The following is a 12,891-nucleotide window of genomic DNA, read 5'->3' as shown; positions in this document are numbered from 1 at the left end:
CGAAGGCGGCCGCACCGTCGGCGCCGGCGTTGTGTCGAAAATCACTGAATAAGTCGCGCAAGCGAATGATCAGACGGAAAGGGCGTCCCTCAGGACGCCCTTTTTCGTTTGAGCCATACAGTTCCGAGGTGGGCTTAAACGTTTTCGAACCGAGATGACGTTTAGAAAGCTCGCCGTCGTTAAGGGCAAAACGGATTGAGGTTTCTTAATCTAAAGTCCACCTCACCCAAAGACAGGAAACCCACATGTGATCTGAAACAAAAAAAGCGGGGCGTGCGCAGGCCGAGCCGCAGACGTAATCAGGAGGAACTCATGTTAGGTTTTGAATTCTTGAACTATGGAACGCAAATCCTTCACAGCAAGGATCTGGAGGACATGCGTGCTGCCATCCTCAGTGACGACGACCAGGAAATTGACTGTGATATCAGTGAGTTTAACCGCGAGCGTAAGCGGTTCGACGTCCGGCTTGTTGAGCAGCCTAACAGAATCTGAAGCGCTAAAGCACGTCCAGAACCTGTGTCATCAACCAGCGTATTCACCGTAGCGCGGGGTGAAAACCTTCCAGATCAAGTCGGTTTTCTCTGAATGCTCAATTGTCGCGTCTAGGCTGTACACCTCGCCCATAGTTCCTTAGCGCGTTCTTGTTGCGAAGTTGGTCCAGAAGATCAGTTCTTGGTGCTGGGTCGTGTCGCTCTTTGAGGTGGGACAAAGCCAACAAACCCCTTGCCAAACCCCACCAACCCCACTAATACGCGCGAGTTCTCAATAAGAACGTCAAGGCGGGGTGATTCCCGCCTTTTGGGTTCGAAGAGGGTTGGCGATGCGCGTCTGTCCTCCTCTCAACCTCAACGCCTAAAAAAGGCTGTTAATATGCAAAGCCAAAACATCCGTATTCGGCTGAAGGCATTTGACTATCGCGTTCTGGATGCCAGCACGCAAGAGATCGTCAACACTGCCAAGCGGACCGGCGCGAACGTGCGCGGCCCGATCCCGCTGCCGAACAAGATTGAGAAGTTCACGGTTCTCCGTGGCCCTCACGTTGACAAGAAATCCCGCGACCAGTTCGAGATCCGTACGCACAAGCGTCTGCTCGACATCGTTGATCCGACCCCCCAGACCGTTGACGCGCTGATGAAGCTCGACCTCGCTGCTGGTGTGGACGTCGAGATCAAGCTGCAGTCGTAAGATCGGAGGGTATAGATTATGCGCTCTGGTATTATCGCAAAAAAAGTTGGCATGACCCGCCTGTTCATGGAAGACGGCAAGCAGATCCCTGTGACCGTTCTTCACCTGGACAACCTGCAGGTTGTTGCACAGCGTACTGCTGACAAAGACGGCTACACCGCCGTTCAGCTGGGCGCCGGTGCTGCCAAGGCAAAACGCACCTCGAAAGCCATGCGCGGGCACTATGCCGCTGCCAAGGTTGAGCCCAAGCGTAAGCTGGTCGAGTTCCGCGTCTCCGAAGATGGCCTGATTGATGTGGGCGCCGAGATTTCGGCGGAACACTTCCTGGAAGGTCAGAAAGTTGACGTTTCGGGCACCTCGATCGGTAAAGGCTTTGCCGGTGCGATGAAGCGCTGGAACTTTGGTGGTCTGCGCGCCTCGCACGGTGTTTCGATCAGCCACCGTTCGCACGGTTCGACCGGTCAGTGTCAGGATCCGGGTAAGGTTTTCAAAGGCAAGAAGATGGCCGGTCACATGGGTGCTGCCCGTGTAACCACCCAGAACCTGGAAGTCGTCAAAACCGACGCCGACCGGAACCTGGTCTTCATCAAAGGCGCTGTTCCCGGACCGAAATCGGGCTGGGTCACCGTCAAGGACGCCGTGAAGAAGAAAGCACCGGAAGGCCTGCCTTTCCCGGCTGCTGTGAAATCGGCTGCAACCGAAGCACCTGCGGAAGAAGCTCCCGCGGAAGGTGGTGAAGCATGAAACTTGATGTAATCAAACTGGACGGCGGCAAAGCCGGCGACATCGAGCTGAACGCCGATCTGTTCGGTCTCGAGCCGCGTGCGGACATCCTGCACCGCGTGGTCCGTTGGCAGCGCAACAACGCACAGGCCGGCACCCACAAGGTCAAGACCCGCTCGGAAACCAGCTACTCGACCAAGAAGATCTATCGCCAGAAGGGCACCGGTGGCGCACGCCATGGTGACCGCAACGCGCCGATCTTCCGTGGTGGTGGTATCTACAAAGGCCCCGTCGTGCGCTCGCACGGCCACGACCTGCCCAAGAAGTTCCGCAAGCTTGGCCTGCGCCACGCTCTGTCGGCCAAAGCCAAGGCAGGTGAACTGGTTGTGATCGAAAACGCCGAAGCCGAAGGCAAGACTGCTGCTCTGGCCAAACAGGTTGCAAACCTGGGCTGGAAACGTGCTCTGGTCATCGACGGCGCGACCGTGAACGAAGGGTTCCTGAAAGCGTCCAAAAACATCGAAGGTCTGGATATCCTGCCGTCGATGGGCGCAAACGTCTATGACATCCTCAAGCGTGACACTCTGGTGCTCACCAAAGCGGCTGTCGAAGCACTGGAGGCTCGTCTGAAATGAGCGCGAAGGCAGAACACTACGACGTGATCCGCAAGCCGATCATCACCGAAAAGTCTACCATGGCGTCAGAAAACGGCGCGGTTGTCTTTGAAGTGGCGATCGACAGCAACAAGCCGCAGATCAAAGAGGCCGTTGAGGCGCTGTTTGGTGTGAAGGTCAAAGCGGTGAACACCACCGTGACCAAAGGCAAGATCAAGCGGTTCCGCGGCCAGCTGGGTCGCCGGAAAGACGTCAAAAAAGCATATGTGACCCTGGAAGAGGGCAACACAATCGACGTGAGCACCGGTCTTTGATCCGACGCTTACTGCAACTATTCACGGCCTCGGCGGTTCAACCCGCCGGGGCCGATTTCGTTTCGGACCCTGAAACTGTGCGAGCGCAGGTGCTGGAGCAGATGCGGGCGTTCAGTGCCGAGCCTTATTTTCAGATTGCCGATGAGAAGCTGGGGCTGTTGTCGGTTTTCGATGATCTGAAATACGACCGGGCGGATGTGGACATGATCTCTCCGGCGATGCGCAAGCATGTGGTCGGCAAGCTTGGCCCGTTGGGGTTCCGCCAGACCTCCGGCACGGTGCTGGAGCATGCCGAGGCCGATATGCGCGTGCACATCCCCAAGTTCCATGCCCTCGGTGCGTCACCTTTCGATATCGCGCGCTACACCGAGAAACGCCCGCAGGATTACTGCCTGCTGACGCCGACGCAGGTGGCCTGTCAGTACGTGGATCACTATGAGTTGGACGATGCCGTGCAGCGGATCGAGGGGTTGATTGCGAAACACCCAATCAACCTGCTCAAACTTGCGGATTATCTGGAAGGCAAACCCAAACACCGCGCTTTTCGCGAGGTCTTGGGCCATATCAAGCTCAAGCAGAGGATCGCGGTGGAGGCCGAGCCACTGTGCCGCAGGCGGTCCCTCGGATAAGATCGCAAGTCGCGCCAGCGACTGCCCCACGGTTGACGCTACAACGGAGGATCAGTGCACTTTATGATGCCAATACAAGGCGCTCGGGCTGTTTGGACTTATCTTGGTATTGGCGGTGCTAACCGCCTTTAGAGTCGAATGTTTGAAGCCAGCGAAGCCACGAAGTTCCTGCGGTAATGTAGTGAATCGCGACTTCTAAAGGCGGCGGAACGGGCTCTTCGCTGCCCGGTTCATGTCTATAAAAATGAGCACCCGTCGCCCATTCGATGTACTGCGAGAGTTGTTTTTGAGCGACATGAATCGCTGGTACCTGACCTTTGTACCTTTGATCAATTGCTGGCTTAAGGTGCTTTTCCAGTTCTCTTTTTCCAAGTTGATGCGCATTCGGGAAGATAAGTCGAAACAATCCTTCGTTGGCGGAGAATATCTGACTCAATGCCATTTTCCCATCCGGAGGCACTTGGTCTAGCATGGTATAGGCATCCATCATTGAACCTCTTACGGCCTCATATCTTCTTGAATTTAAAGCTTGAACGGGAGAAATGCGCGCTTGTTCGAAGGCAGCATCTACTGACAGGTGCACTCCACCCTTTTCATCGACAGAATAGCGAACACGCTCTTCCTTGAAGATTCTCTGAACTTCTCTGACGAAATCCTTGCGTTCTTCCTCTTAGTAGCTTTCATCTAAAATACTGCAAACTATAGTAACCGTGTCCAGAACATCTCTGAGTTCAACGGATGCCATCGCTGCAGGCCAATAGTACTCTGCTGCACATCCTTGAGAGGACAAGCCGACACCGAGCTCATTATTTATTGCGCCTCTCAGCTGGCTGCCATTGCAGTATTGAAAAAATAAGAGTCCGAGCCTGCGCCGCATCCTTTTGCTGTCTGGCAATAACTCTGGATGAGAGATGTAGTTAAGCGAAAATCGCCTACCAAGTTCTGGGTCTGACATTCTTTGCCTTCCAATTGCCAAGTTGTAGTAATGAGACAAATTCTTTCATCGACCTATCAAGGTGAGATTGAGTATTGAAGCATCAAGTTTGTCATTTGCCTCCGGCGGTTTCGCCGAAATTACTCAGAGTATTGCACAAGCCAAGCAAGCTGAAATTCAAAACAGCTTTCTCCTATAGACACCCACCCCCAACCCTGTTACATGCTCCCAATCTTGCGGCCTCGGATTCGTTCCGGGGCCTCTGATATTTGTAACCGGGGACCTTCGGGGCCCTATACCCTTGGCACCTACGGGGGCCTATCACATAGCGGGGAAACTCCCTGCACTTGCTAAACGGAAGACAGAAAGCATGGCACTCAAGTCGTACAAGCCGACGACGCCGGGCCAGCGCGGGCTGGTGCTGATCGACCGTTCGGAGCTTTGGAAAGGACGTCCGGTCAAGTCTCTCACTGAGGGTTTGACCAAATCGGGCGGCCGGAACAACACCGGACGGATCACTTCACGCCGCCGCGGCGGTGGCGCAAAGCGTCTCTACCGGATCGTTGACTTCAAACGGAACAAATTTGATGTCGCGGCAACCGTCGAGCGGATCGAATATGACCCGAACCGGACCGCATTCATCGCACTGGTAAAATACGAAGACGGCGAGCAGGCATATATCCTGGCTCCGCAGCGTCTGGCTGTTGGTGACAAAGTCGTGGCATCCGCCAAGGCCGACATCAAGCCGGGCAACGCAATGCCGTTCTCGGGCATGCCCATCGGTACCATCGTCCACAACATCGAGATGAAGCCTGGCAAAGGCGGTCAGATCGCACGTGCGGCCGGTACTTACGCTCAGTTCGTTGGTCGCGATGGCGGCTACGCTCAGATCCGTCTGAGCTCGGGCGAGCTGCGCATGGTCCGTCAGGAATGCATGGCCACCATCGGTGCCGTGTCCAACCCCGACAACAGCAACCAAAACCTCGGTAAAGCCGGTCGTATGCGCCACAAGGGCGTTCGTCCGTCGGTTCGTGGTGTTGCAATGAACCCGATCGATCACCCGCACGGTGGTGGTGAAGGTCGTACCTCGGGTGGCCGTACACCGGTTACGCCTTGGGGTAAGGACACCAAGGGTAAGCGTACCCGCAACAAGAACAAAGCGTCCCAGAAGCTGATCATCCGCTCGCGGCACGCCAAGAAGAAGGGACGTTAATCCATGTCTCGCTCTGTTTGGAAGGGTCCTTTCGTCGATGCTTACGTGCTGAAAAAAGCCGAAGCAGCGCGCGAGTCGGGCCGCAACGAAGTCATCAAAATCTGGTCGCGTCGTTCCACCATTCTGCCCCAGTTCGTGGGTCTGACCTTTGGTGTGTACAACGGCCAGAAGCACATTCCCGTCAACGTCTCGGAAGACATGATCGGTCAGAAGTTCGGTGAATACTCGCCGACCCGCACCTATTATGGCCACGCCGCAGACAAAAAAGCGAAGCGGAAGTAAGTCATGGGCAAGGAAAAGAACCCCCGCCGCGTGGCTGAAAACGAAGCAATGGCGAAAACGCGCATGCTCCGTACCAGCCCGCAGAAACTGAACCTGGTTGCGCAAATGATCCGCGGCAAGAAAGTCGAGAAGGCTCTGACCGACCTGACTTTCAGCAACAAGCGTGTCGCGCAGGACGTTAAGAAGTGCCTGCAGTCCGCAATCGCGAATGCCGAAAACAACCACAACCTGGACGTTGACGAGCTGATCGTCGCCGAAGCATGGGTTGGCAAGAACCTGGTCATGAAGCGCGGTCGTCCGCGTGCCCGTGGCCGTTTCGGCAAGATCATGAAGCCGTTCTCGGAGATCACCATCAAGGTGCGTCAAGTTGAGGAGCAAGCCTAATGGGTCATAAAGTAAATCCGATCGGCATGCGCCTGCAGGTCAACCGCACCTGGGACAGCCGCTGGTACGCCGACACCAAGGACTACGGTGATCTTCTGCTGGAAGACCTCAAGATCCGTGAGTTCATCAACAAAGAGTGCAAGCAGGCCGGTGTTGCCCGTGTGATCATCGAACGTCCGCACAAGAAGTGCCGCGTTACGATCCACACAGCACGTCCCGGTGTCATCATCGGCAAGAAAGGTGCAGACATCGAAGTTCTGCGCAAAAAGCTTGCTCGCATGACCGACAGCGAACTGCACCTGAACATCGTCGAAGTGCGCAAGCCCGAGCTTGACGCGCAGCTGGTTGCCGAGTCCATCGCTCAGCAGCTGGAACGTCGTGTTTCGTTCCGTCGCGCAATGAAGCGCTCGGTTCAGAACGCCATGCGCATGGGCGCCCTGGGTATCCGGGTGAACGTCGCTGGTCGTCTGGGCGGCGCCGAAATCGCACGGACCGAGTGGTACCGTGAAGGCCGCGTGCCTCTGCACACTCTGCGTGCCGACATCGATTACGCACATGCCGAAGCGATGACCCCCTACGGGATCATCGGGATCAAGGTCTGGATCTTCAAAGGTGAGATCATGGAGCACGATCCGCAGGCACGTGACCGTAAAGCACAGGAACTCCAGGACGGCCCTGCACCTCGTGGTGCTGGTGGCGGTCGTCGCTAAGGAGGGAAAGATATGCTTCAACCAAAGCGTACTAAATTCCGCAAGATGCACAAAGGCCGGATCAAGGGTCTCGCCAAGGGCGGCTCTGATCTGAACTTTGGCACCTACGGCCTGAAAGCTCTTGAGCCTGAGCGTGTAACTGCACGCCAGATCGAAGCTGCACGTCGTGCCATGACGCGTCACATGAAGCGTCAGGGTCGCGTCTGGATCCGCATCTTCCCCGACACTCCGGTCACTGCAAAGCCGATCGAAGTTCGTATGGGTAAAGGTAAAGGTTCGGTCGACCGCTGGGCATGCAAGGTCAAGCCTGGCCGCGTAATGTTCGAGATCGACGGCGTCAATGACGACATCGCCCGTGAGGCCCTGCGCCTGGCCGCGATGAAGCTGCCAATCAAGACTCGCGTCGTGGTTCGCGAAGACTGGTAATCAGTCCGGGGAAACCCGAACAGCATTGCCCCCGCCGAGAAATCGGTGGGGGCTTTTTCGTTTGTGGCCTCTCGCAAACCCGCTAGGCGCCCAATTCCGAGATTCAATACCGGCATTGCAAAAAAGATGGGGCTCAGGGGTGGCATATTCTCTCATCTGGTGAAAAGAAGCGCTCGCAATACCTTCTCAATCAGAGCTTGGGTCGATCATCCTCCGATACGGCTTGAGCACGAACTGTGCCTTGGCTCTGAAACCCCGCTGAAAGACCGAGGACACGTATGGGCCTTACTTGCCGGGACGTCATGGTCCCCCCTGAAAAACAGAAGACAATTCATCCCGATGACACAGTCGCCAAGGCGTTTGAGATCATCCGCGACAGCCGCGCCCGGTTCTTGCCGGTGGTGGGGGATGACGGTAGCTTCCAAGGCGTTTTCACCGCGCCCACGCTGATCAAGATGATCCTGCCGCGTGCGGCCCGTATTGGTGTCAGCGATGAGACGTCGCGCGTTGCAATCAGCCATCTCAGCTTTATGGATTTGACCAAGGAAGACATCAGCGAACAGATCAAGCGCCTGCACGAAGAGCGGGTCGGAGATCACATGTCGAACCCGGCCAACATCCCGGTTCTCGCACCAGACACGCCGGTGATGGAAGGCATTTTCCTGATCCACAAATTCAAACGCCACGTTTTCCTCGTGGAACCCGAGACCAATCACTTCGTCGGCTCTGTCAGCCCGAACTCGTTGATTGATCACGCGCTGAGCTAACCCCTAAAGACCGGATCAGACCATTGACCGACCATTCCGTTTCGCATGGAGAACACGCGTTCTCCGTTCCTCAGCTGTTGGGGATTGACCCTCTGTGGGTTGCCACCGGTATCCTGATTGCAGTTTATGCCGTCCTGGTGACCGAAAAAGTAAACCGCGCCATTCTAGCCATGCTGGGGGCATCGCTGATGGTGCTGTTCGGCATCATCAACCAGGAACAGGCCGTCGCGGGCGTTGATGCCAACACCTTGGCTCTGCTGATTGGCATGATGGTGATCGTCGGGATCACCAGCAAATGCGGGTTGTTCCAATTCGTCGCCATCAAGGCCGCAAAGGTGGTCAAGGCCAATCCAACCGGCATCCTGATCATGCTGACGCTGATCACGGCGGTGTTCTCGGCTCTGCTCGACAACGTAACGACCGTTCTGTTGATCGCGCCGATCACCTTGCTGATCACAGACGCGCTCGAGACGCGTGTTTACCCGTTCTTCTTTGCCGAGATACTGGCCTCGAATGTGGGCGGTACGGCCACTCTGATTGGTGACCCGCCGAACATCATTATCGGCTCGGCTGCGGGCCTTAGCTTCAATGACTTTGTGGTCAATCTTGCGCCGATCTCGGCCATCTGTCTGGTGGTGTTGACCGGTATAATTTATTTGATGAACCGCCGCACGCTGGCTGCCATCCCCAAATCGGCCTGCGAAAAGATCATGCGTTTCAATGAAAACGAAGCGATCACCGATGTCGGCTTGATGATTAAGTCTCTGTCGGTTCTGGCGCTGACCCTGCTTGGCTTCACGCTTGGCCACGGCTACGGCATCCAGCCCGGCACCTCGGCGCTGGCCGGTGCTGCGCTGCTGATGCTGTTGGCCTACGGGCACCAGCACGGAGAAGAGCAGTCCGAATCCGTTCACCACATTTTTGGTGAGGTTGAGTGGATCACCATCTTCTTCTTCGGCGGTCTGTTTGTCATCGTTGCAGGTGTCGAGCATGTCGGCCTGCTTGAGTTCTTTGGAGAGAAAGTGCTGGAGCTGACCGAAGGCGACATGATGTGGACTGCGTTCTTCATCTTCTGGGCCTCGGGCATCTTGTCGGCCATTCTGGACAACATCCCCTTCGTGGCGACGATGATCCCTCTGATCGAGTCCACTGCCGACACGTTTGGCGGGCCTGACGCGATCGAGCCTTTGTGGTGGTCGCTGGCTCTGGGCGCCTGTCTGGGCGGCAACGGGACCTTGCTGGGCGCAAGCGCCAACCTGACGGTTGCGGCCTTTGCCGAAAAGGCCAAGCAGCCGATTGGCTTTGTCAAATTCGCGCTCATGGCGTTCCCAATCATGATCCTGACCCTGATGATCGCCAACGTCTATCTCTGGCTGCGCTACTTCTACTAAAGCGCCAAACGATAGGCCACACCCGAGCAGCCGCTTTTCTGAGGCGGCTGCTCTCGCCCTTGTGCTTCCGCTGGGATATAGCCGGGGCATGGCACAGATTGAATCACTCTTCGTTACCCGTCTCTATCGCGCAGCTTTGTCCGAGTTCGATCCCAAGATCGACGCGGGCGAGCTGGAAAACTCCTGCCTTGTTATTGCCGAGGATGATGAGGCCGGGCAGGAATGGTGTGAAGAGAATGGCTATCCCGGCTATACCAGCTACGCCTCGCTCACCGATTTGCCTTGGCGCTTCCCGATCTTCGCCGATCTGGTGAAGGCGCTGGATCAGCACGTTGCGGCTTTTGCCAAGGATCTGGAGTTCGATCTGGGCGAGGGGGAGCTTAAGCTTGAAGACCTATGGATCAATATCCTGCCGGAGGGCGGCATGCACTCCAGCCATTTGCACCCGCACAGCGTGATTTCGGGCACGACCTACGTTGCCATGCCCGAAGGGGCGAGCGCGTTGAAGCTGGAGGATCCGCGTTCAGGCCGCATGATGGCCGCGCCGACGCGCCTAAAATTTGGGCGAAGGGACTTGCAACCTTTCATTTATGTTCAGCCTCAAGTGGGGGATGTGCTACTTTGGGAAAGTTGGCTGCGCCACGAAGTTCCGATGAATATGGCCGAGGATGATCGGATCAGTGTCAGTTTCAACTATAAGTGGGAATGAGAGCGAAAACCCTCAATGTTGATTAAATTTTTTTTAGGCAGTTCTTTTCTAGTAGCGCTACTGGCGTCTTCGGTTAGCGCGGAATGTCCCAGTAAAGAACACGTTGATACCGGCATTGTCCTTGTTCGCGAGCCTGGCAAAAATCTGGATGACATCGAATACGTCTCTCATGCAGGGGGTATTCTTGCGAGTACTGTCGAACCGGGGGCAAATGAAACTCGGCGAGAAGTTTATTTTGCCCATCCAATCTTGCCGCCCCAAGGGTTGCCCGACACAAAATGGTTCCGAAGTTATGAGCGAAAATTGGACTCGCTAGATATCCTGGACAGTCAAAAGAAGTGGACCTCAGACTTCGTCGACTATCCCAACACCGACAATGCCCAGTCGGGTTCAATTGAGGTCGAGTTTCAAAGATACCGGATTGAAAGGGTTGGGGCCTGCAAGTATCGAGTTTGGGATGTCTTGCTCAAAGAGAGTGTCGAGGGTTCCCACGCGTTTACTGAGCGGATGTTGTATGCCCCTGAGCTGCAAATGGTGCTGAGAAGAGGCGTGGCTGCTGGTGACTCTTTACCTGTATTGGACGGCGGTTTTCACCAATTGCAAATCAAAGACGACAATTCATAGGCCGCAGCTTCAACCCGGCGTCGGTGAGACACGGTTTTTCTGTCCAATTCGCACCCTAAAACTTCCTCTTGCCACCCACCGCTTAAACCCTTATACGGCGGCATCCTGCAAGTCCCCCGGCCGAGTCGGGGGATTCGCATGTCTATCATTCATCCACCAGGTCCAAGGTGACCCTGTCAGGGGGCCTTCTGGTGTTTTGAGCAAAGGAAAAAGGCGATGAACGCCCAAGAACTGCGTGACAAGACCCCGGACCAGCTCCGCGAGGAACTGGCCAACCTGAAGAAAGAAAGCTTTAACCTGCGCTTTCAACAGGCAACCGGTCAGCTGGAAAACACTGCTGGCATCAAAGCGGCTCGCCGCAACGCTGCCCGCGTCAAAACCATTCTGAACGAAAAGGCCGCTGCTGCGGCATCGGAGGAGTAATCCTATGCCCAAGCGTATCCTGTCCGGCGTGGTCACCAGCGACGCCAACGAGCAAACCGTAACCGTTTCGGTTGAGCGCCGTTTCAAGCACCCGCTGCTGCACAAAACCGTTCGTAAGTCCAAGAAATACCGGGCTCACGACGAAAAGAACGCCTTCAAGGTCGGTGACACCGTACGCATCATCGAATGCGCGCCGAAATCGAAGACGAAACGTTGGGAAGTTCTGGAGGCGTAAGCCCCTGGGATTTTCCCATTTGTCGAAACCCTGGGGGATCTAACGAGACCAGCCCCCACAGGTCGGGAGAAACCACATGATCCAGATGCAGACCAATCTGGATGTCGCTGACAACTCCGGCGCACGCCGAGTTCAGTGCATCAAGGTCCTGGGTGGTTCCAAGCGTAAATACGCCTCCGTTGGCGACATCATTGTCGTCTCGGTGAAGGAAGCCATCCCGCGCGGCCGCGTAAAGAAAGGTGACGTCCGTAAGGCCGTCGTCGTACGCACCGCCAAGGAAGTCCGTCGCGAAGACGGCACAGCGATCCGTTTCGATCGCAACGCCGCCGTCATCCTGAACAATAACAACGAGCCAGTCGGTACCCGTATCTTTGGCCCCGTTGTTCGTGAATTGCGCGGCAAGAACTTCATGAAAATCATCTCGCTGGCTCCGGAGGTGCTGTAATCATGGCTGCTAAACTCCGCAAAGGCGACAAGGTCGTCGTGCTGGCCGGCAAGGACAAGGGCAAAGAGGGAACCATTTCCTCGGTTGACCCCAAAGCCGGTAAAGCTGTTGTCGAAGGCATCAACATTGCCATCCGTCACACACGTCAGTCTCAAACCTCGCAAGGTGGTCGCCTGCCTCAGGCAAACCCGATCGAGCTGTCGAACCTGGCGCTGCTGGACAAGAACGGCAAAGCAACCCGCGTTGGCTTCCGCATGGAAGGTGACAAGAAGGTTCGCTTCGCGAAGACCACAGGGGACGTGATCGATGCTTGATTCCGCAACCTACACCCCGCGTCTGAAAGCTCAGTACGTTGAAACCATCCGTGCCGCTCTGAAAGAAGAGTTCGGCTACAAGAACGACATGCAGCTGCCCAAGCTGGACAAAATCGTTCTGAACATCGGTTGTGGTGCTGAGGCGGTCAAAGACTCGAAGAAAGCGAAAGCTGCTGTCGAAGATCTGACTGCTATTGCTGGTCAAAAGGCCGTTGCAACCAAGGCGAAGAAGTCGATCGCGGGTTTCCGCGTCCGTGAAGACATGCCGCTGGGCGCGAAAGTGACCCTGCGCGGTGACCGGATGTACGAATTCCTGGATCGCCTGATCACCATCGCGCTGCCGCGCGTTCGTGACTTCCGCGGTGTTAAGCCGTCTTTCGATGGTCAGGGCAACTTTGCCATGGGCATGAAAGAGCACATCGTGTTCCCGGAAATCGACTTCGACAAGGTCGACGAGGTCTGGGGCCTGGATATCGTAATTGCCACCACAGCGAAAACCGACGCTGAAGCGAAGAGCCTGTTGAAAGCATTCAACATGCCGTTCAACGCGTAAGCGCCGGGAGGATTGA

At 55.9% G+C, this 12,891-nt stretch carries 21 protein-coding genes; 20 read left to right on the top strand and 1 reads right to left on the bottom strand.

What is annotated here, in order from left to right:
- Positions 1 to 312: 312 nt before the first annotated feature.
- The 6 genes from ACR0IP_RS22645 to ACR0IP_RS22620 all read left to right on the top strand — a co-directional run bounded on the left by ACR0IP_RS22645 (position 313) and on the right by ACR0IP_RS22620 (position 3,465).
- Complete coding sequence (locus ACR0IP_RS22645) at positions 313 to 492, top strand: hypothetical protein (RefSeq protein WP_480528091.1); 180 nt, start codon at positions 313 to 315, stop codon at positions 490 to 492.
- Between the two features lie 378 nt (positions 493 to 870).
- Complete coding sequence (gene rpsJ, locus ACR0IP_RS22640) at positions 871 to 1,185, top strand: 30S ribosomal protein S10 (protein WP_008756422.1); 315 nt, start codon at positions 871 to 873, stop codon at positions 1,183 to 1,185.
- Between the two features lie 18 nt (positions 1,186 to 1,203).
- A complete protein-coding gene (gene rplC / locus ACR0IP_RS22635; RefSeq protein ID WP_170463487.1) occupies positions 1,204 to 1,929 on the top strand; it encodes a 50S ribosomal protein L3 in 726 nt (241 codons plus the stop codon).
- Complete coding sequence (gene rplD / locus ACR0IP_RS22630) at positions 1,926 to 2,543, top strand: 50S ribosomal protein L4 (RefSeq protein ID WP_008756644.1); 618 nt, start codon at positions 1,926 to 1,928, stop codon at positions 2,541 to 2,543. The genes rplC and rplD overlap by 4 nt, the downstream gene beginning before the upstream one ends.
- On the top strand, positions 2,540 to 2,836 hold the full coding sequence (locus ACR0IP_RS22625; RefSeq protein WP_480528090.1) for a 50S ribosomal protein L23: 297 nt from the start codon (positions 2,540 to 2,542) through the stop codon (positions 2,834 to 2,836). The genes rplD and ACR0IP_RS22625 overlap by 4 nt, the downstream gene beginning before the upstream one ends.
- Positions 2,833 to 3,465, top strand: a complete 633-nt coding sequence (locus ACR0IP_RS22620; RefSeq protein ID WP_480528089.1) for a hypothetical protein — start codon at positions 2,833 to 2,835, stop codon at positions 3,463 to 3,465. The genes ACR0IP_RS22625 and ACR0IP_RS22620 overlap by 4 nt, the downstream gene beginning before the upstream one ends.
- A gap of 118 nt (positions 3,466 to 3,583) precedes the next feature.
- Here the strand turns inward: ACR0IP_RS22620 and ACR0IP_RS22615 are convergent, their stop codons facing one another.
- Positions 3,584 to 3,955 carry a hypothetical protein gene (locus tag ACR0IP_RS22615; protein WP_480528088.1) on the bottom strand — a complete coding sequence of 124 codons (372 nt, stop codon included), beginning with the start codon at positions 3,953 to 3,955 and terminating at the stop codon, positions 3,584 to 3,586.
- A gap of 814 nt (positions 3,956 to 4,769) precedes the next feature.
- On the opposite strand from ACR0IP_RS22615, the gene rplB reads away from it, so the two are divergent.
- The 14 genes from rplB to rplE all read left to right on the top strand — a co-directional run bounded on the left by rplB (position 4,770) and on the right by rplE (position 12,875).
- Entirely contained in the window at positions 4,770 to 5,612 is an 843-nt protein-coding gene (gene rplB, locus ACR0IP_RS22610) for a 50S ribosomal protein L2 (protein WP_120633917.1), read from the top strand.
- A 3-nt stretch (positions 5,613 to 5,615) separates the two neighbouring features.
- Complete coding sequence (gene rpsS / locus ACR0IP_RS22605) at positions 5,616 to 5,894, top strand: 30S ribosomal protein S19 (RefSeq protein WP_005980699.1); 279 nt, start codon at positions 5,616 to 5,618, stop codon at positions 5,892 to 5,894.
- A gap of 3 nt (positions 5,895 to 5,897) precedes the next feature.
- The gene (gene rplV / locus ACR0IP_RS22600; protein WP_039538267.1) at positions 5,898 to 6,278 is read left to right on the top strand and encodes a 50S ribosomal protein L22; all 381 of its coding nucleotides are present in this window, start codon (positions 5,898 to 5,900) and stop codon (positions 6,276 to 6,278) included.
- Positions 6,278 to 6,988: a 30S ribosomal protein S3 gene (gene rpsC / locus ACR0IP_RS22595; RefSeq protein WP_008758042.1), complete on the top strand. Its 711-nt coding sequence runs from the start codon at positions 6,278 to 6,280 to the stop codon at positions 6,986 to 6,988. Before rplV ends, rpsC begins: the two co-directional genes overlap by 1 nt.
- Positions 6,989 to 7,000: 12 nt before the next feature.
- A complete protein-coding gene (rplP, locus tag ACR0IP_RS22590; RefSeq protein WP_058283513.1) occupies positions 7,001 to 7,414 on the top strand; it encodes a 50S ribosomal protein L16 in 414 nt (137 codons plus the stop codon).
- Between the two features lie 302 nt (positions 7,415 to 7,716).
- A complete protein-coding gene (locus ACR0IP_RS22585) occupies positions 7,717 to 8,181 on the top strand; it encodes a CBS domain-containing protein (RefSeq protein WP_480528087.1) in 465 nt (154 codons plus the stop codon).
- Between the two features lie 23 nt (positions 8,182 to 8,204).
- Positions 8,205 to 9,572 carry an ArsB/NhaD family transporter gene (locus ACR0IP_RS22580; protein ID WP_170380523.1) on the top strand — a complete coding sequence of 456 codons (1,368 nt, stop codon included), beginning with the start codon at positions 8,205 to 8,207 and terminating at the stop codon, positions 9,570 to 9,572.
- A gap of 88 nt (positions 9,573 to 9,660) precedes the next feature.
- Entirely contained in the window at positions 9,661 to 10,281 is a 621-nt protein-coding gene (locus tag ACR0IP_RS22575) for a 2OG-Fe(II) oxygenase family protein (RefSeq protein ID WP_170380524.1), read from the top strand.
- Positions 10,282 to 10,296: 15 nt separating this feature from the next.
- Positions 10,297 to 10,905: a Rossmann-fold NAD(P)-binding domain-containing protein gene (locus ACR0IP_RS22570; RefSeq protein WP_170693131.1), complete on the top strand. Its 609-nt coding sequence runs from the start codon at positions 10,297 to 10,299 to the stop codon at positions 10,903 to 10,905.
- A gap of 216 nt (positions 10,906 to 11,121) precedes the next feature.
- Positions 11,122 to 11,328: a 50S ribosomal protein L29 gene (rpmC, locus tag ACR0IP_RS22565; protein ID WP_010437082.1), complete on the top strand. Its 207-nt coding sequence runs from the start codon at positions 11,122 to 11,124 to the stop codon at positions 11,326 to 11,328.
- Between the two features lie 4 nt (positions 11,329 to 11,332).
- Entirely contained in the window at positions 11,333 to 11,563 is a 231-nt protein-coding gene (rpsQ, locus tag ACR0IP_RS22560) for a 30S ribosomal protein S17 (RefSeq protein ID WP_152459158.1), read from the top strand.
- Positions 11,564 to 11,639: 76 nt separating this feature from the next.
- Positions 11,640 to 12,008 (top strand): 50S ribosomal protein L14, encoded by a 369-nt coding sequence (rplN, locus tag ACR0IP_RS22555; protein ID WP_008757934.1) that lies wholly within the window; start codon positions 11,640 to 11,642, stop codon positions 12,006 to 12,008.
- A gap of 2 nt (positions 12,009 to 12,010) precedes the next feature.
- Entirely contained in the window at positions 12,011 to 12,322 is a 312-nt protein-coding gene (rplX, locus tag ACR0IP_RS22550) for a 50S ribosomal protein L24 (protein WP_068340764.1), read from the top strand.
- Complete coding sequence (gene rplE, locus ACR0IP_RS22545) at positions 12,315 to 12,875, top strand: 50S ribosomal protein L5 (RefSeq protein ID WP_170356680.1); 561 nt, start codon at positions 12,315 to 12,317, stop codon at positions 12,873 to 12,875. The genes rplX and rplE overlap by 8 nt, the downstream gene beginning before the upstream one ends.
- Positions 12,876 to 12,891 lie beyond the last annotated feature (16 nt).

This window comes from Ruegeria sp. AL11 (assembly GCF_056540865.1).
The sequence above is the reverse complement of the archived record's forward strand: the minus strand, read 5'-3'. Positions and strand labels throughout refer to the sequence as shown.

Excerpts from the sequence above, each read along its gene's own strand:
- ACR0IP_RS22645 (WP_480528091.1), top strand. The coding sequence starts at position 313 with ATGTTAGGTTTTGAATTCTTGAACTATGGAACGCAAATCCTTCACAGC.
- rpsJ (WP_008756422.1), top strand. The coding sequence starts at position 871 with ATGCAAAGCCAAAACATCCGTATTCGGCTGAAGGCATTTGACTATCGC.
- rplC (WP_170463487.1), top strand. The coding sequence starts at position 1,204 with ATGCGCTCTGGTATTATCGCAAAAAAAGTTGGCATGACCCGCCTGTTC.
- rplD (WP_008756644.1), top strand. The coding sequence starts at position 1,926 with ATGAAACTTGATGTAATCAAACTGGACGGCGGCAAAGCCGGCGACATC.
- ACR0IP_RS22625 (WP_480528090.1), top strand. The coding sequence starts at position 2,540 with ATGAGCGCGAAGGCAGAACACTACGACGTGATCCGCAAGCCGATCATC.
- ACR0IP_RS22615 (WP_480528088.1), bottom strand. The coding sequence starts at position 3,955 with ATGATGGATGCCTATACCATGCTAGACCAAGTGCCTCCGGATGGGAAA.
- rplB (WP_120633917.1), top strand. The coding sequence starts at position 4,770 with ATGGCACTCAAGTCGTACAAGCCGACGACGCCGGGCCAGCGCGGGCTG.
- rpsS (WP_005980699.1), top strand. The coding sequence starts at position 5,616 with ATGTCTCGCTCTGTTTGGAAGGGTCCTTTCGTCGATGCTTACGTGCTG.
- rplV (WP_039538267.1), top strand. The coding sequence starts at position 5,898 with ATGGGCAAGGAAAAGAACCCCCGCCGCGTGGCTGAAAACGAAGCAATG.
- rpsC (WP_008758042.1), top strand. The coding sequence starts at position 6,278 with ATGGGTCATAAAGTAAATCCGATCGGCATGCGCCTGCAGGTCAACCGC.
- rplP (WP_058283513.1), top strand. The coding sequence starts at position 7,001 with ATGCTTCAACCAAAGCGTACTAAATTCCGCAAGATGCACAAAGGCCGG.
- ACR0IP_RS22585 (WP_480528087.1), top strand. The coding sequence starts at position 7,717 with ATGGTCCCCCCTGAAAAACAGAAGACAATTCATCCCGATGACACAGTC.
- ACR0IP_RS22575 (WP_170380524.1), top strand. The coding sequence starts at position 9,661 with ATGGCACAGATTGAATCACTCTTCGTTACCCGTCTCTATCGCGCAGCT.
- ACR0IP_RS22570 (WP_170693131.1), top strand. The coding sequence starts at position 10,297 with ATGTTGATTAAATTTTTTTTAGGCAGTTCTTTTCTAGTAGCGCTACTG.
- rpmC (WP_010437082.1), top strand. The coding sequence starts at position 11,122 with ATGAACGCCCAAGAACTGCGTGACAAGACCCCGGACCAGCTCCGCGAG.
- rpsQ (WP_152459158.1), top strand. The coding sequence starts at position 11,333 with ATGCCCAAGCGTATCCTGTCCGGCGTGGTCACCAGCGACGCCAACGAG.
- rplN (WP_008757934.1), top strand. The coding sequence starts at position 11,640 with ATGATCCAGATGCAGACCAATCTGGATGTCGCTGACAACTCCGGCGCA.
- rplX (WP_068340764.1), top strand. The coding sequence starts at position 12,011 with ATGGCTGCTAAACTCCGCAAAGGCGACAAGGTCGTCGTGCTGGCCGGC.
- rplE (WP_170356680.1), top strand. The coding sequence starts at position 12,315 with ATGCTTGATTCCGCAACCTACACCCCGCGTCTGAAAGCTCAGTACGTT.